A 17299-nucleotide genomic window follows, 5' to 3' on the forward strand; every position below is an offset into this window, starting at 1 on the left:
ATTGATGTAGAATCTGTTGTGAATTTGATACACTATATAACGTATGAACGTCCATTTGAGGAGGAACGATTTTGGAAGCTAATAAAGACCTTATTACACATGTAGCAAATGAAACGAAGTTATCGATAAAGAACGTCAAAAACATCATCAACCTTTTAGAAGAAGGGAATACGGTACCATTTATTGCGCGCTACAGAAAAGAATTGACTGGCGCAGCAGATGAGGTGCAAATTCGAGATGTCTCAGAAGCATGGGAATATAAACAAAACTTAGAGCAACGTAAAAGTGAAGTTTTACGATTAATAGAAGAACAAGATAAGCTGACAGAAGAGCTTCAGACAGAAATACATAATGCAACAAAGCTACAGCAAGTAGAAGATTTGTACCGACCATATAAGCAGAAAAGAAGAACGAGAGCGACTGTTGCCAAAGAAAAGGGACTCGAGCCACTTGCGGAAACGATCCTACAGCAAGACCGTTCTGCAAATCTCATTTTAGAAGCGGAATCGTTTTTGTCGGAAGAAAAAGAGGTACTCACTGCAGAGGATGCTCTTCAGGGAGCGGAGGATATCATTGCCGAGTCGGTTTCGGATGATTCGGACAACCGCTCATGGATACGGACGATTTCTTATCAGGAAGGAATTATTGAAACAGCAGTAAAAAAAGAAGACGACACGGGCAGCAAGACGTATGAAATGTATTATGAATACCAAGAGCCAGTACGAAAGATCGTGCCCCATCGAATTCTTGCGGTTAACCGTGGGGAGAAGGAGGGTGTCTTAAGAGTATCGATTTCAGCACCTGCAGATAAGATCATCCGTCGCTTAATTGAAAAATATGTAAAAGGCACCTCACCTGCGAAAGAATATGTTGAACGAGCCATTATTGATGCATACAAGCGGTTGATTGCACCTTCAATTGAGCGGGACATCCGAAATGAGCTCACCGAACGGGCGGACGCACAGGCAATCCGGATTTTCTCTGAGAACTTGCGTCACTTGCTATTGCAGCCACCACTTAAGGGGAAAATTGCACTTGGAATAGACCCAGGCTATCGAACGGGGTGTAAGCTAGCGGTTGTGGATGATACGGGAAAGGTTTTAGACATAAATGTTATATATCCGACACCACCTCGGTCTGATATTGAAAAGTCCAAAGCGGTTTTAGAAGAAATGATCAATCAGCACAATGTCGAGGTCATTGCGATTGGAAATGGAACAGGCTCTAGAGAAACGGAACAGTTCACCAGTGATCTCATTAAAGATTTGGACCGGCCCCTTGCATACTTGATCGTAAATGAAGCAGGGGCAAGTGTCTATTCGGCTTCCGATATTGCAAGACAGGAGTTTCCTCAATTCCAAGTCGAAGAACGGAGTGCAGTTTCCATTGCAAGACGACTTCAGGATCCATTAGCGGAGTTAGTGAAAATTGACCCGAAATCGATCGGTGTAGGGCAATACCAACATGATGTTTCCCAAAAGAACTTAAACAATTCACTAACGTTTGTGGTCGAAACAGTGGTTAATCAAGTTGGTGTAAATGTAAACACAGCCTCATCTTCCTTATTGCAATACGTTGCCGGGTTATCGAAAACAGTTGCGAACAATATCGTAAACAAGAGGGATGAGGAAGGAAAATTCATAGATCGAGGACAGCTGAAAAAAATACCTCGACTCGGTGCCAAGACCTATGAACAATGTATTGGATTTTTACGTATTATCGAAGGGAAGAACCCGTTAGACCAAACACCGATTCACCCAGAGAGTTACAACGACACACGTCGATTACTTGATCTGCTGCAAGTAACAGAACAGGATATTGGTTCTGAAGAGATGAAGAGGAAACTCAGCGCCATCAATGTATCGGAATACGCAGAAAAACTCGGGATCGGTGAATTGACCCTAAAGGATATTATCGATTCCCTTGCAAAACCATCAAGGGATCCTCGTGATGAAGTAACGAAACCTCTATTGAAAACAGATGTATTAAAGATGGAGGATTTGAAGGAAGGTATGGAGCTCGAAGGAACGGTTCGAAATGTAGTCGATTTCGGAGCATTTGTCGATATCGGTGTAAAACAAGACGGATTGGTTCATATCTCGAAGCTGAGCAACAACTATGTAAAGCATCCGATGGATGTCATCCATGTCGGTGAAGTCGTCAAAGTGTGGGTAGAGCAAGTCAACCTTCAGAAACAACGAATTGCATTGACGATGGTTCAAAGGTAAGGGAAACTGACGTATAAACGGCAAAAAGCACTGCTTTAAGGGCAGTGTTTTTTTCTGTAAAAAAACCAACATTGGTTTAGAAGTTTAATCTGGTAACGGTCTTTGTTTAAGTATGCGGTCCGTAGTTGCTTTTTAAACCAGTAAGGCATATGAGCCCCTCCCCACTTTCCTTAATGGTAGTTATTAGTTTATGTAGTATAGCTTGCACATGTTCATTTCAAGCTCTTTTCTTTTCATAAAAAGGAGAACATGCGAAAATTACTTAAAGAAGTATTTGAAATCCGCCGTTTTGAAAACCCTATAAGAGGGGATGAGGAAAATGATGAAGCAAACAGAGCTGCAACAATTAGTAGAAGAAATATCCGCGACTTATTTCAATCGTCCATTTTTGCATGTTGCCCGTTTTAATAAGCGATTGAAAACAACTGGCGGACGTTATTTATTAGAAAGCCATGATATAGAAATTAACCCTAAGCAACTTGAAGTACACGGTATGGATGATTTGATCGGTATCATAAAGCATGAACTGTGTCATTATCACCTTCATTTATTGAATAGAGGATATAAGCACCGGGATCGTGATTTTAAACAACTGCTGAATGAAGTCGGAGGTACACGCTTTTGTCAAACACTCCCTGGACAACGGCGAACAGAATCAGTAAAATACATTTACACATGCAAAGGCTGTAACCAGCGTTATACGAGAAAAAGGAAAGTCGATACTCGCCGGTTTGTTTGTGGAAAATGCAGCGGAAAATTAATTCTGAAATAGATATTGACTATGAAAATTGGTTGTGTTACTTTAATTAAGTCGCTACAGAGACAGGCGTTACATCCTTTTGTAGCAGACGGTTTAAAGTGACAATACAAAGCGAAAAAAGTTATTGACTTTAACCGAAAGATATTGTACAATATTTATTGTCGCTAAAAAACACATACGTACTATTCCGCAGTAGCTCAGTGGTAGAGCTATCGGCTGTTAACCGATCGGTCGTAGGTTCGAGTCCTACCTGCGGAGCCATGGAGAAGTACCCAAGTGGCTGAAGGGGCGCCCCTGCTAAGGGTGTAGGTCGTGTAAGCGGCGCGAGGGTTCAAATCCCTCCTTCTCCGCCATCTAAAATATGGCCCCTTGGTCAAGTGGTTAAGACACCGCCCTTTCACGGCGGTAACACGGGTTCGAATCCCGTAGGGGTCACCATTAACGTTCTATAATATTAGTTGATGAATTTGATGCAAACTTATCATTTATCAAACGGACCCGTGGTGTAGGGGTTAACATGCCTGCCTGTCACGCAGGAGATCGCCGGTTCAAATCCGGTCGGGTCCGCCATTATTCAATTTAAGATTCAACACCTTTTCATTAATGGGCTATAGCCAAGCGGTAAGGCAACGGACTTTGACTCCGTCATGCGTTGGTTCGAATCCAGCTAGCCCAGCCATCTTTTTTATTTATTTTTGCTCAGTTGGTAGAGCAACGAACAAAACTTCATGAATAAGCTGTGAGTTGTCCCGACGCAGCACACTACGATAGCATTAGCTTGTAGAGGAAGGGACATAAAGGTGAGTAATCACCATATTAGCAAGAGCCATTAGCTCAGTTGGTAGAGCATCTGACTTTTAATCAGAGGGTCGAAGGTTCGAGTCCTTCATGGCTCACCATTTTTTTCGCGGGTGTGGCGGAATTGGCAGACGCGCTAGACTTAGGATCTAGTGTCCTTGTGACGTGGGGGTTCAAGTCCCTTCACCCGCACCACATTTAAACTCTGGTATCAACAAACTACGAGGTTACAATAGGGTAGTTGCTTTCTTATGCTTTAAAGCCAATTTAGCGGTCGTGGCGGAATGGCAGACGCGCTAGCTTGAGGGGCTAGTGGGTGTATACCCGTGGAGGTTCGAGTCCTCTCGACCGCACCATAAAATTTGATTTCTATAAAATATGCGCCCTTAGCTCAGCTGGATAGAGTGTTTGACTACGAATCAAAAGGTCGGGAGTTCGAATCTCTCAGGGCGCGCCATATTACGGGAAGTGGCTCAGCTTGGTAGAGCACCTGGTTTGGGACCAGGGGGTCGCAGGTTCAAATCCTGTCTTCCCGACCATCTTTTTTGCGGGTGTAGTTTAGTGGTAAAACAAGAGCCTTCCAAGCTCTGGTCGTGAGTTCGATTCTCATCACCCGCTCCATTATATTTATGGGCCTATAGCTCAGCTGGTTAGAGCGCACGCCTGATAAGCGTGAGGTCGGTGGTTCGAGTCCACTTAGGCCCACCATAAATAATTCCCTTTTATTAGAGATTACTTCTCTTTCTGATCTCCACAAAGCAAAACATCAACAAAATAATCGTTGACATGATGTTGGGTGGATGATATACTAGAGGGGTCGCTTCAAAAAGAGGACGATTATTAACAGCTCTTTGAAAACTGAACAAAAGCCAAGCGTGAAACGGACCTACATGGATTTATGGTTCTTCGGTTAAGAACGTCACGTCCTGTGACAACACCGAAGTTAGCATAAGTAAAAACTGCGTTGATTTTTCATCGCAGACACGAAAATGGTTACATTTTTGTGTTGACATCCATGTGCGTCACAATTTTTATTATTTAAACTATGAGCAAGTCAAACTTCAACTTTATTGGAGAGTTTGATCCTGGCTCAGGACGAACGCTGGCGGCGTGCCTAATACATGCAAGTCGAGCGAACCGACGAGGAGCTTGCTCCTTAGAGGTTAGCGGCGGACGGGTGAGTAACACGTGGGCAACCTGCCTGTAAGACTGGGATAACTCCGGGAAACCGGGGCTAATACCGGATAACTTTTCTCTCTGCATAGGGAGAAGATAAAAGATGGCTTCGGCTATCACTTACAGATGGGCCCGCGGCGCATTAGCTAGTTGGTGAGGTAAGGGCTCACCAAGGCGACGATGCGTAGCCGACCTGAGAGGGTGATCGGCCACACTGGGACTGAGACACGGCCCAGACTCCTACGGGAGGCAGCAGTAGGGAATCTTCGGCAATGGACGAAAGTCTGACCGAGCAACGCCGCGTGAGTGAGGAAGGCCTTCGGGTCGTAAAACTCTGTTGTCAGGGAAGAACAAGTACCGTTCGAACAGGGCGGTACCTTGACGGTACCTGACCAGAAAGCCACGGCTAACTACGTGCCAGCAGCCGCGGTAATACGTAGGTGGCAAGCGTTGTCCGGAATTATTGGGCGTAAAGCGCGCGCAGGCGGTCTCTTAAGTCTGATGTGAAAGCCCACGGCTCAACCGTGGAGGGTCATTGGAAACTGGGGGACTTGAGTACTGGAGAGGAGAGTGGAATTCCACGTGTAGCGGTGAAATGCGTAGATATGTGGAGGAACACCAGTGGCGAAGGCGGCTCTCTGGCCAGTAACTGACGCTGAGGCGCGAAAGCGTGGGGAGCAAACAGGATTAGATACCCTGGTAGTCCACGCCGTAAACGATGAGTGCTAGGTGTTGGGGGGTTCCACCCTCAGTGCTGACGTTAACACATTAAGCACTCCGCCTGGGGAGTACGACCGCAAGGTTGAAACTCAAAGGAATTGACGGGGGCCCGCACAAGCAGTGGAGCATGTGGTTTAATTCGAAGCAACGCGAAGAACCTTACCAGGTCTTGACATCCTTCGCTACTTCTAGAGATAGAAGGTTCCCCTTCGGGGGACGAAGTGACAGGTGGTGCATGGTTGTCGTCAGCTCGTGTCGTGAGATGTTGGGTTAAGTCCCGCAACGAGCGCAACCCTTGATCTTAGTTGCCAGCATTCAGTTGGGCACTCTAAGGTGACTGCCGGTGACAAACCGGAGGAAGGTGGGGACGACGTCAAATCATCATGCCCCTTATGACCTGGGCTACACACGTGCTACAATGGATGGTACAAAGGGCAGCAAAACCGCGAGGTTGAGCGAATCCCATAAAGCCATTCTCAGTTCGGATTGCAGGCTGCAACTCGCCTGCATGAAGCCGGAATTGCTAGTAATCGCGGATCAGCATGCCGCGGTGAATACGTTCCCGGGCCTTGTACACACCGCCCGTCACACCACGAGAGTTTGTAACACCCGAAGTCGGTGGGGTAACCTTTTGGAACCAGCCGCCGAAGGTGGGACAGATGATTGGGGTGAAGTCGTAACAAGGTAGCCGTATCGGAAGGTGCGGCTGGATCACCTCCTTTCTAAGGAGTCCTTTTAGGACATCACGCTTTGGCTTTTGTTTAGTTTTGAAAGAGCTATTTGTTCTTTCAGAACATTCTTCATGTAAATGGAGAACTTCGTTCCTTGAAAACTAGATAACGAAAATTCTTGATAACAAGACATCGAAACTATGCGTTAATGTGATGCTTCGGCATCATGAAAACCGATACTCACGAGCGATCGTGAGCATCATTGGTTAAGTTATGAAGGGCGCACGGTGAATGCCTTGGCACTAGGAGCCGAAGAAGGACGGGACGAACACCGATATGCCTCGGGGAGCTGTAAGTAGGCTTTGATCCGGGGATTTCCGAATGGGGGAACCCACTGTCCGTAATGGGACAGTATCCATACCTGAATACATAGGGTATGAGAAGGCAGACCTGGGGAACTGAAACATCTTAGTACCCAGAGGAAGAGAAAGCAATTGCGATTTCCTGAGTAGCGGCGAGCGAAACGGAATCAGCCCAAACCAAGAGGCTTGCCTCTTGGGGTTGTAGGACACTCTATACGGAGTCAGAAAGGAACGGCGTAGGTGAAGTGGTCTGGAAAGACCCGCCAGAGGAGGTAACAGCCCTGTAGCCAAAACGTCGCTCCCTCCAGAGTGGATCCTGAGTACGGCGGGACACGTGAAACCCCGTCGGAAGCTGGGAGGACCATCTCCCAAGGCTAAATACTCCCTAGTGACCGATAGTGAACCAGTACCGTGAGGGAAAGGTGAAAAGCACCCCGGAAGGGGAGTGAAAAAGATCCTGAAACCGTGTGCCTACAAGTAGTCGGAGCCCGTTAACGGGTGACGGCGTGCCTTTTGTAGAATGAACCGGCGAGTTACGATTACGTGCAAGGTTAAGTTGAAAAGACGGAGCCGCAGCGAAAGCGAGTCTGAACAGGGCGAATCGAGTACGTGGTCGTAGACCCGAAACCGAGTGATCTACCCATGTCCAGGGTGAAGTTCAGGTAACACTGAATGGAGGCCCGAACCCACGCACGTTGAAAAGTGCGGGGATGAGGTGTGGGTAGGGGTGAAATGCCAATCGAACTCGGAGATAGCTGGTTCTCCCCGAAATAGCTTTAGGGCTAGCCTCGTGGCTAGAGTTCTGGAGGTAGAGCACTGATTGGACTAGGGGTCCCCACAGGATTACCGAATTCAGTCAAACTCCGAATGCCAGCAACTTATCCACGGGAGTCAGACTGCGAGTGATAAGATCCGTAGTCGAAAGGGAAACAGCCCAGACCATCAGCTAAGGTCCCCAAGTATACGTTAAGTGGAAAAGGATGTGGAGTTGCCCAGACAACCAGGATGTTGGCTTAGAAGCAGCCACCATTTAAAGAGTGCGTAATAGCTCACTGGTCGAGTGACTCTGCGCCGAAAATGTACCGGGGCTAAACGTATCACCGAAGCTATGGATTGTACCGATGGTACAGTGGTAGGGGAGCGTTCAAAGGGCAGAGAAGCGAGACCGGAAGGACTCGTGGAGCGCTTTGAAGTGAGAATGCCGGTATGAGTAGCGAAAAGAGAAGTGAGAATCTTCTCCATCGAAAGCCCAAGGTTTCCTGAGGAAGGCTCGTCCGCTCAGGGTTAGTCGGGACCTAAGCCGAGGCCGAAAGGCGTAGGCGATGGCCAACAGGTTGAAATTCCTGTACCACCTCCTTTCCGTTTGAGCAACGGGGGGACGCAGGAAGGTAGGGAGAGCGCGCTTTTGGATATGCGCGTCCAAGCAGTTAGGCCGGTGGATAGGCAAATCCGTCCACCATAACGGCGGAGCTGTGATGGCGAGGGAACTAAAGTACCGAAGTCCCTGATCCTACACTGCCAAGAAAAGCCTCTAGCGAGGAAAGAGGTGCCCGTACCGCAAACCGACACAGGTAGGCGAGGAGAGAATCCTAAGATGCTCGGGAGAACTCTCGTTAAGGAACTCGGCAAAATGACCCCGTAACTTCGGGAGAAGGGGTGCTCTGATAGGGTGCAAGCCCGAGAGAGCCGCAGTGAAAAGATCCAAGCGACTGTTTAGCAAAAACACAGGTCTCTGCGAAGCCGTAAGGCGAAGTATAGGGGCTGACACCTGCCCGGTGCTGGAAGGTTAAGAGGAGGGGTTATCCCTTACGGGAGAAGCTCTGAATCGAAGCCCCAGTAAACGGCGGCCGTAACTATAACGGTCCTAAGGTAGCGAAATTCCTTGTCGGGTAAGTTCCGACCCGCACGAAAGGTGCAACGACTTGGATACTGTCTCAACGAGAGACCCGGTGAAATTATAGTACCTGTGAAGATGCAGGTTACCCGCGACAGGACGGAAAGACCCCATGGAGCTTTACTGTAGCCTGATATTGGATTTTGGTATCGTTTGTACAGGATAGGTAGGAGCCTAAGAAGCCGGACCGCCAGGTTCGGTGGAGGCGTCGGTGGGATACTACCCTGACGGTATTGAAATTCTAACCCAGGACCGTGATCCGGTTCGGAGACAGTGTCAGGTGGGCAGTTTGACTGGGGCGGTCGCCTCCTAAAGTGTAACGGAGGCGCCCAAAGGTTCCCTCAGAATGGTTGGAAATCATTCGCAGAGTGTAAAGGCACAAGGGAGCTTGACTGCGAGACCTACAAGTCGAGCAGGGACGAAAGTCGGGCTTAGTGATCCGGTGGTTCCGCATGGAAGGGCCATCGCTCAACGGATAAAAGCTACCCTGGGGATAACAGGCTTATCTCCCCCAAGAGTCCACATCGACGGGGAGGTTTGGCACCTCGATGTCGGCTCATCGCATCCTGGGGCTGAAGTAGGTCCCAAGGGTTGGGCTGTTCGCCCATTAAAGCGGTACGCGAGCTGGGTTCAGAACGTCGTGAGACAGTTCGGTCCCTATCCGTCGCGGGCGCAGGAAATTTGAGAGGAGCTGTCCTTAGTACGAGAGGACCGGGATGGACACACCGCTGGTGTACCAGTTGTTCCACCAGGAGCATAGCTGGGTAGCTACGTGTGGACGGGATAAGTGCTGAAAGCATCTAAGCATGAAGCCCCCTCAAGATGAGATTTCCCATCGCGTCAAGCGAGTAAGATCCCTCAGAGAAGATGAGGTTGATAGGTCTGGTGTGGAAGCGTGGTGACACGTGGAGCTGACAGATACTAATTGATCGAGGACTTAACCTCAAAAAATCGATGTTTGAGTCAAGAATGGACGTTATCTAGTTTTGAAGGAATGTGGTTTCCTAAACAAAGGAACTTCGACTAAAGACCACCACGTCCTGTGGTGAACATCGAAGTCAACACATCCTGTATAAGTAGTCTGGTGACGACGGCGAAGAGGTCACACCCGTTCCCATGCCGAACACGGAAGTTAAGCTCTTCAGCGCCAATGGTAATTGGGGGCTTCCCCCTGTGAGAGTAGGACGTCGCCGGGCGCAAAAAGGTGAAACGAGTATCAATCGTTTCATCTTTTTTTGTATTGGAATGAAAAGGTTCGGATAATAAATGAAGAGTTTCGATCACAAATCATCCTTTCCGATAATAAACGTATATTTCGGATAACAATGTATCATAAAGCAGCTTACCACAACGTGAATAATCCTTAGGTAAGGACGAAACGAGGTAATCGCGTTTCTGCAGAATCAATTTTGTGAGGAAAATGGGTTCAAAGTAGGCTAAATGTACAAGTCCTGTGAGAGTAGGACGTCGCCGGACATAAAAAGGTGAAACGGACAGTAATCGTTTCGTCTTTTTTATTTGATTAAAAAAAATACGGATAAACAAACTCCCACTTTGGATGTAGAGGGAACAAGGTACCAATACCCAGAATGTATGATAGTGCTTGATACCTTGAATATTATTGGAATTCAATCCAAAAACTAAGTGTCAAGAATTAAGAAGGAGCAGATTAAATGAATATATTGCTCTTTATAGTTTATGGACTTATAGGTTTGAAATTTGGTAAGTGGAAAAATTTTAACGTATTTTATCCAACCCTTCTCTTTTTTATCATTGGGGATCTTTTATACCAATTCCTATTATTTGAACATACTATGTGGATGTTTCATCCAGTTGGATTGATTGATAAATGGTTCCACCTAAATCATACGTTGATTGTACTTGGGAAAATGATGATTCAATACCCGGTAACCATTGCCATTTTTCTTGCGCAAATGCCTTCAGATAATACAAACAAATTGCTTTGGGTCGGTCTATGGTCAGGAATTTATGCTGTTTTTGAAGGAGTTGCACAATTATCAGGTATTTTAACTTATCATCGTGGTTGGCATTATGGGTGGGATTTAATATTTAATGTCATTATTTTTTCAATGTTGTTATTACATCATAAAAAACCCCTAATTGCGTGGTTTCTTTGTATCCCAATAATATTAGGATTGTGGTGGATATTTGATGTACCATTTTCCGTGTTAAAATAAAGCGTTAAAGTATTTAAATAAAACTTTTGTATTAAAAAGTTTGGAGCGTATAAAAATGGTATTGACTACAACGGTTATCATTAACGGTTTGTTATTCTATTACATTTTATTTGTTCACCAAAGATACATCCGTAAACTAGAAATTTTAGCATACTGGTGTTTGGCAAGTATCTTATTTCAAAACATTTCAGCAATTTTGTATTTGACTTTTCACATGTTCATTTTATCAGAAGTAAAAAGTTATAACTGGGCGGATGCACTGAATAGATCCGTTCTATGTCCTTTATTAGTTGTATGGTTTCTTAATCTATATACAAGAACCTCAAAAACAAAAATAAAATTAATCCTAATAATCGTCTTTCTAAATATTCTTTGTGGAGTTGAATGGGTAAGTGATTGGATAGGATTATTCGAACATAAAAATTGGCAATTATGGTGGTCATATGCCATTAAATTATCCGTTCTTTTACTATTAATCGGGTTTATGAAATTGAACAGACGTATTTTTTACAGAGAGGGCAGATCAAATGAATTCTACATTTGATTGGAATGAATGGTTCTTTATACTTTCTAGCCTTGTTTGTTTACTCATTTTCGTAATGCTTCCAAAAAGATTCAATTCTTTGGTAACGTTTTCATTGTGGATATTTGTTATTGTTTTTATTGAAACAATTGATTACTTTATGGCAGTAAAGCCTTACGATCTATATGACTTTTTAGATGGACCAGGATATCAACCGACTCTTGCTGTAGCACATATTGCTATATTTCCACCCTGTGCCTATTTCTTAATCTATTTTTATGATAAATGGAAGCTTCACGGTTTCAAGTTAGCACTGTACATTTTAGGGTGGACGATCATATCGATTACATATGAATGGATATGTGTTTTAAACAATGTTTTAACATATAAGAATTGGACATTGCTTTTTTCAATTCCTACATACCCAGTTGCTTGTTTAATTGTGATCACAGTATTCCACTTTATAAAAAGAAACATCAATCAATAGCTACAACCGAAATATCCTTCAGCTTCAATTTTTCCTATTTCATGTTATAGTTGTGAAAAAGCAAGTGGAGGGTGCAGGATGAGTACATTTCGATTTGATTCTAAAACGGTCCATTTTCACAAAAGAATAACATCTGAATCAGTAAGTAAAGCACAGCCTATTTACCAAACCTCTGCATTTAAATTTAGAAACCTTGATGAGCTAGAGGGATTCTTTCAAGGTGTTAAGCCTTATATGTATTCGAGAGTAAGCAATCCCAACACCGATGACTTAGGAACTGGTGTGGCACAGCTTGAGGGTGCACCTGCCGGTATAGCTACATCATCAGGAATCTCTGCAATTTTAGCGGGTATTCTATCTGTTACGGAACAAGGGTCACATATTGTAGCTTGTGAGGATTTGTATGGAGGTACGTATCAGCTTCTTGCCAATGAACTCCCTTCGTTTGGAATTGAGGTAACATTTGTATCCTTTGAAGATAAGGTGAGTATTCAATCGGCTATTCAACCAAATACTGTTTTACTGTATACTGAATCAATCACGAACCCATTGCTCCGGGTCGAGGATATCGAACAACTAGTTCGAATCGGTAAAAAGCATAACGTACATACGATGGTCGATAATACATTTGCGTCCCCTTATTTACTTCAGCCTTATTTAAATGGAGTTTCTCTAGTCGTGCACAGTGCGACCAAATATATCGGTGGGCACTCGGATGTTACTGCAGGGGTCGTGGCTGGAGATGAAGCTCTCATTGAAAAAGCAAAATCGAAGGTCGTCAACTTGGGGAGTAACCTAAGTCCTTTTGAAGCCTGGCTTGCATGTAGGGGAATGAAGACATTAAGTGTCCGTATGGAGCGACATGTTAAAAATGCTGAACTTCTTGCTGGCTTCTTGAGTGGATGCGATGGTATCGGGCAGGTCTATTATCCGAAAAATGCTTCAGAAAAAGGCAATGGAGCGATTGTAACCGTCTCATTGGATGAAGGGATCGATGCAAACGAGTTTTGTGAGAAGCTTGATTGGATCGGGGTGGTCCCAACATTAGCAGGAGTAGAAACTACGGTATCTTATCCATTAGGAACGTCCCACCGGGCATTACCACCTTCAGAACAAAAGAAGCTCGGCATTCATAAAAATTTAATTCGAATTTCTGTTGGAATAGAAGATTTTGAGGATATCAGAGAAGCGTTTGCAAATGCATTAAAGTAAAGGTTTGTTGGAAAATCGGGGAGATCCACAAGTTCGTGGCACTCCCTAATTAATGAATTATAGCAACCTAATACAAATACTGAAGATAACACTTGCATAAGATATGCACCTATGATATATTAGTAATTGTCCGATTCAAAAGTATAAGGAATCGGAAACATAAATAATACCGTCGCGGGGTGGAGCACGTAGGAATAAACTACGGAGCATAAACTTCAGCGTACAGATTGAGAAGCGTCTTGCATAGCATTCTGAAATCTGGACGACAGTCCTTTGTTAGAGGAAGGGACAGTCAAAAAACTACGGAGGAATAACATCGTCCGTATCATATTATCGTCGCGGGGTGGAGCAGTCTGGTAGCTCGTCGGGCTCATAACCCGAAGGTCATAGGTTCAAATCCTATCCCCGCAACCAATTAAAAATTCATTGAACTACGTCGATTAACATCCAGGCTCAATGAATATCAGGAGTACCTGATAGGGTGCAACCGATTTAAGTCCATTGCACCACTATAAATAGTTGTCAAAGCTCAATGAACATCAGTAGTACCCGGTAGAGTGCAACCAACTTAAAACTTTCAACGCCGAATATACATCGAAGTTAGTTTTAGATCGTAGTACCCGAAAGGGTGCAACCAATTTTAACCTTAAATTAATTACATATATATGGACCCGTGGTGTAGGGGTTAACATGCCTGCCTGTCACGCAGGAGATCGCCGGTTCAAATCCGGTCGGGTCCGCCATTAACATGAAACAACGGTTTCGTGTTTTTTTATTTGAGGAAAGTATAACTTGTCACATGAACAATAGTCGACGTAAAGGAAAAGTTCAAGTCCCAACATAAGCATAACTAAGGTTCAACCTGCTTTAAGACTTTGCATTGCCAAGTTTTTATATTTTTACAAAATAATAATAAATTCGCTACCCTTCCACAGTATTCGCTACTGTGGTTTTTTTATTTACCCCGACATATGATATGGCCTAAAAAAATTGTTGTGTATTTTTCAATTTTCCTTAAAATTACATATCGTTCTTAGAAAGAACACCTTCTTCGGTTATTATTCAAATCTTATTAAAAAAAATTGAATCACCAAAAGGGTTGATGTACTGATAGTGTAAGCGTTACCAAATTAACAGATTAGTCCCAATTGTCAAAAAACTAGTCAAAAAGCTAGTTGACCAATTAAAAAAACGGGTGTAATATTGTCCTCAATTAAATTTTCTGACAACTAACGAGTAACCATCAGAAATTTTTTTTATCAATCGAGTTACAAAACAATAATGAAAGGAGCGATCAACATGAGCGAACAATGGATTTACTTGAACGGCCGCTATGTAAGCAAAGAAAACGCGGTCGTATCTGTGTATGATCACGGATTTTTATACGGAGATGGGGTGTTCGAAGGCATTAGAATGTATGATGGTAATGTTTTTCGCCTTAATGAGCATGTTGATCGCCTTTATGATTCGGCAAAATCAGTCATGCTTAGCATCCCCCATACGAAAGAAGAATTGACTGATATCATCGCAGAATGTTTAAGAAAAAATGGTTTGCAAAACGCCTATATTCGCGTAGTCGTATCGAGAGGGGTTGGAAACTTAGGATTGGATCCATTCACTTGCCATGAACCGCAAGTCATCGTCATTGCGGAACAATTGGCGCTGTTTCCGAAAAGCCTTTATGAAACAGGAATTGAAATCGTTACGGTTGCAAGCCGGAGGAATCGGGCAGATGTATTGCCTCCAAAGGTAAAATCATTGAATTACTTGAACAACATACTTGTAAAAATCGAAGCGAACCTTGCTGGAGTGAGTGAAGCGTTAATGCTTAATGACCAGGGTTATGTAGCAGAAGGCTCTGCAGACAATATCTTCATCGTAAAAGGGAGCGTTATCAAAACACCGCCGGGTTATGTGGGAGCACTAGAAGGAATTACTAGAAACTCAATCATGGAAATTTCGCAGCAATTAGGGTTTGAAATGCGTGAAGAAGTATTTACAAGACATGACGTCTACACTGCTGATGAGGTATTCCTTACAGGTACAGCTGCAGAGGTCATCGCTGTTGTAAAGGTAGACGGTAGAGAGATTGGGGATGGAAAACCCGGGTCAACTACGAATCAGCTTTTAGAAGCATTCCGGAAGACCGTCACAACAAATGGGCATAAAGTTTATACACATAACAACATTCAAGCAGGATAACCGCAGTTGGAGGAGATACGATGCGTAGTGACATGATCAAGAAAGGTATTGACCGTGCTCCCCATAGAAGCTTATTACGTGCGACGGGAGTCAAAACAAGAGATTTGGAAAAACCGTTTATCGGGGTTTGCAATTCCTATATCGACATCATTCCAGGACATATGCATTTAAATAAATATGCAGAGGTCGTGAAAGAGGCGATACGGGAAGCAGGCGGCATTCCGTTCGAATTTAACACGATAGGTGTAGATGACGGAATAGCGATGGGACATATTGGTATGAGGTATTCACTACCGAGCAGGGAGCTCATTGCAGATTCTGCAGAAACCGTTATCAATGCCCATTGGTTCGATGGCGTCTTCTTCATCCCGAACTGTGACAAAATCACACCTGGGATGCTGATGGCAGCCGCCAGGACAAATGTACCTTCTGTATTCGTTTCGGGAGGCCCGATGGAAGGCGGGACGTCAAAAGCAGGCAAACCACTATCCCTAGTTTCTGTATTCGAAGGAGTTGGCGCTCACCAATCCGGACAGATGACACAGGAAGAATTGTTGGATATCGAACAGAATGCTTGTCCGACCTGTGGATCGTGTTCCGGAATGTTCACGGCTAACTCAATGAACTCCCTTATGGAAATGCTAGGGTTGGCCTTACCTGGTAACGGGACGATTGTGGCAACTTCGGAAGAACGACATCAATTGATCCGGGAAGCTGCACACAACCTCGTCCAGTTGATCAAGAATGGTATTAAACCAAGAGACATCATTACAAAAGAAGCGATTGACGATGCATTTGCACTCGATATGGCGATGGGAGGATCGACGAATACTGTCCTCCATACACTGGCCATAGCGAATGAAGCGGAAATCGATTACGACCTGAACCGAATCAATGAAATCGCCAAAAGAGTTCCATATTTAGCGAAAATAAGTCCTGCTTCTGATTATACGATGGATGACGTTCATCATGCAGGCGGCATCAGTGCCATTATCAAAGAACTATGCGAAGTTGATGGGGCGGTTCATAAGGACCGCATCACCATTTCAGGAAAATCGATCTATGAAACGGTTAAGCCTTATGACATTAAAAATGATGAAGTTATACGTAAACAGGATAATCCATACAGCAAGGTTGGCGGGTTATCAATCTTGAACGGAAACCTGGCTCCTGATGGAGGCGTAATTAAAGTAGGTGCGGTTGACCCATCGATTAAAACATTCATGGGCAAAGCGATCGCCTTTGACTCTCAAGAAGAAGCCCAAAAAGGAATTGATGATGGAACGGTAAAAGAAGGAGATGTTGTTGTCATTCGTTATGAAGGTCCAAAAGGCGGACCGGGTATGCCGGAAATGTTAGCTCCGACAGCAGCGATTGCGGGTCGTGGATTAGACACGAAGGTAGCGCTCATAACAGATGGTCGGTTTTCTGGTGCATCCCGAGGCATCTCAATTGGTCATATTTCACCTGAAGCTGCAGAGGGTGGGCCAATCGCCCTTATTGAAAATGGTGATCCGATTTTCATCGACCTTATAAACCGTACAATCAATGTACTTTTAGAGGAAAAAGAACTAGCAAAGCGTAAGGAAAACTTTATTCAGCCCCCACCGAAAATCAAAAGGGGCTACTTAGCTCGATACTCGAAGCTAGTTACATCAGCGAGCACCGGAGGAATCATGAAAGTTTAATAAAACAACGCGTTGACGAGGTAAAAGTGATTGGATTTCGTATTTACAGAGAGCCGGTAAAGCTGGGAGCCGGTAATACGCCTGATCGCGACATCCCCTCTGAGTGTCGTTCTGAATCTTTTAGTAGGAGCGATCGAGTGATTTTTATTACTCGTTATCAAAAAACGACTGGGCCTAAGCAAGGAGTCAGGCAGCTCCGACGGATGATAATGGTGAACCATTCCAATTGTTGTGGAATGTTAAGTCCTAAGGAGCGGCTGATACCTCAGGACCAGTTCATGAGGCAGCATCTGTGAAGATGCTGCAAACTAAGGTGGTACCATGAAGAGGAAGAAAGCCTTTTCATCCTTACGAAGCACAAACTGTGTCGTAGTGGATGG

General features: G+C 44.5%; 8 protein-coding genes, 14 tRNA genes, 3 rRNA genes and 1 other annotated feature. Of the genes, 24 read left to right on the forward strand and 1 reads right to left on the reverse strand.

Features of this window, described 5'->3' with window-relative positions; translation table 11 throughout:
• The first annotated feature begins 71 nt into the window (after positions 1–71).
• Positions 72–2228: a Tex family protein gene (locus tag MOJ78_RS01675; protein WP_304979515.1), complete on the forward strand. Its 2157-nt coding sequence runs from the start codon at positions 72–74 to the stop codon at positions 2226–2228.
• 35 nt (positions 2229–2263) lie between these two features.
• Here MOJ78_RS01675 and cmpA read toward each other — a convergent pair whose 3' ends face one another.
• Positions 2264–2377, reverse strand: coding sequence for a cortex morphogenetic protein CmpA (gene cmpA, locus MOJ78_RS01680; protein ID WP_304979516.1), 114 nt, complete (start codon positions 2375–2377; stop codon positions 2264–2266).
• A gap of 173 nt (positions 2378–2550) precedes the next feature.
• On the opposite strand from cmpA, the gene MOJ78_RS01685 reads away from it, so the two are divergent.
• The 23 genes from MOJ78_RS01685 to ilvD all read left to right on the forward strand — a co-directional run bounded on the left by MOJ78_RS01685 (position 2551) and on the right by ilvD (position 16919).
• A complete protein-coding gene (locus MOJ78_RS01685) occupies positions 2551–3000 on the forward strand; it encodes a SprT family protein (RefSeq protein ID WP_304981159.1) in 450 nt (149 codons plus the stop codon).
• Positions 3001–3174: 174 nt separating this feature from the next.
• A tRNA-Asn gene (locus MOJ78_RS01690) sits at positions 3175–3249 on the forward strand.
• A gap of 1 nt (position 3250) precedes the next feature.
• Positions 3251–3341: transfer RNA gene (locus MOJ78_RS01695), tRNA-Ser, on the forward strand.
• A gap of 10 nt (positions 3342–3351) precedes the next feature.
• Positions 3352–3426: transfer RNA gene (locus MOJ78_RS01700), tRNA-Glu, on the forward strand.
• A 56-nt stretch (positions 3427–3482) separates the two neighbouring features.
• Positions 3483–3558 (forward strand) — tRNA-Asp (locus tag MOJ78_RS01705).
• 34 nt (positions 3559–3592) lie between these two features.
• Positions 3593–3667: transfer RNA gene (locus tag MOJ78_RS01710), tRNA-Gln, on the forward strand.
• Between the two features lie 144 nt (positions 3668–3811).
• Positions 3812–3887: transfer RNA gene (locus MOJ78_RS01715), tRNA-Lys, on the forward strand.
• 8 nt (positions 3888–3895) lie between these two features.
• A tRNA-Leu gene (locus tag MOJ78_RS01720) sits at positions 3896–3981 on the forward strand.
• A gap of 75 nt (positions 3982–4056) precedes the next feature.
• Positions 4057–4142, forward strand: a tRNA-Leu gene (locus tag MOJ78_RS01725).
• Between the two features lie 24 nt (positions 4143–4166).
• A tRNA-Arg gene (locus MOJ78_RS01730) sits at positions 4167–4243 on the forward strand.
• A 5-nt stretch (positions 4244–4248) separates the two neighbouring features.
• Positions 4249–4325, forward strand: a tRNA-Pro gene (locus tag MOJ78_RS01735).
• A gap of 8 nt (positions 4326–4333) precedes the next feature.
• A tRNA-Gly gene (locus MOJ78_RS01740) sits at positions 4334–4407 on the forward strand.
• Positions 4408–4417: 10 nt separating this feature from the next.
• Positions 4418–4494: transfer RNA gene (locus MOJ78_RS01745), tRNA-Ile, on the forward strand.
• 359 nt (positions 4495–4853) lie between these two features.
• Positions 4854–6404 (forward strand): 16S ribosomal RNA (locus MOJ78_RS01750).
• Positions 6405–6617: 213 nt separating this feature from the next.
• Positions 6618–9554 (forward strand): 23S ribosomal RNA (locus MOJ78_RS01755).
• A gap of 135 nt (positions 9555–9689) precedes the next feature.
• Positions 9690–9805 (forward strand): 5S ribosomal RNA (gene rrf / locus MOJ78_RS01760).
• The 16S, 23S and 5S rRNA genes sit together here with 12 tRNA genes alongside, the layout of an rRNA operon.
• A 477-nt stretch (positions 9806–10282) precedes the next feature.
• Positions 10283–10807, forward strand: a complete 525-nt coding sequence (locus MOJ78_RS01765; protein WP_304979517.1) for a CBO0543 family protein — start codon at positions 10283–10285, stop codon at positions 10805–10807.
• A 527-nt stretch (positions 10808–11334) separates the two neighbouring features.
• A complete protein-coding gene (locus tag MOJ78_RS01770) occupies positions 11335–11817 on the forward strand; it encodes a hypothetical protein (RefSeq protein ID WP_304979518.1) in 483 nt (160 codons plus the stop codon).
• Between the two features lie 78 nt (positions 11818–11895).
• Positions 11896–13029, forward strand: coding sequence for a trans-sulfuration enzyme family protein (locus tag MOJ78_RS01775; RefSeq protein WP_304979519.1), 1134 nt, complete (start codon positions 11896–11898; stop codon positions 13027–13029).
• Positions 13030–13366: 337 nt separating this feature from the next.
• Positions 13367–13443, forward strand: a tRNA-Met gene (locus MOJ78_RS01780).
• 253 nt (positions 13444–13696) lie between these two features.
• Positions 13697–13772, forward strand: a tRNA-Asp gene (locus MOJ78_RS01785).
• Between the two features lie 556 nt (positions 13773–14328).
• Positions 14329–15231 carry a branched-chain-amino-acid transaminase gene (ilvE, locus tag MOJ78_RS01790; protein ID WP_304979520.1) on the forward strand — a complete coding sequence of 301 codons (903 nt, stop codon included), beginning with the start codon at positions 14329–14331 and terminating at the stop codon, positions 15229–15231.
• A gap of 20 nt (positions 15232–15251) precedes the next feature.
• A complete protein-coding gene (gene ilvD / locus MOJ78_RS01795; RefSeq protein ID WP_304979521.1) occupies positions 15252–16919 on the forward strand; it encodes a dihydroxy-acid dehydratase in 1668 nt (555 codons plus the stop codon).
• Positions 16920–16922: 3 nt separating this feature from the next.
• Positions 16923–17272, forward strand: a binding site (T-box leader).
• Positions 17273–17299 lie beyond the last annotated feature (27 nt).

Origin of the sequence: Alkalihalobacillus sp. AL-G (assembly GCF_030643805.1) — a bacterium.
Lineage (GTDB): Bacteria > Bacillota > Bacilli > Bacillales > Fictibacillaceae > Pseudalkalibacillus.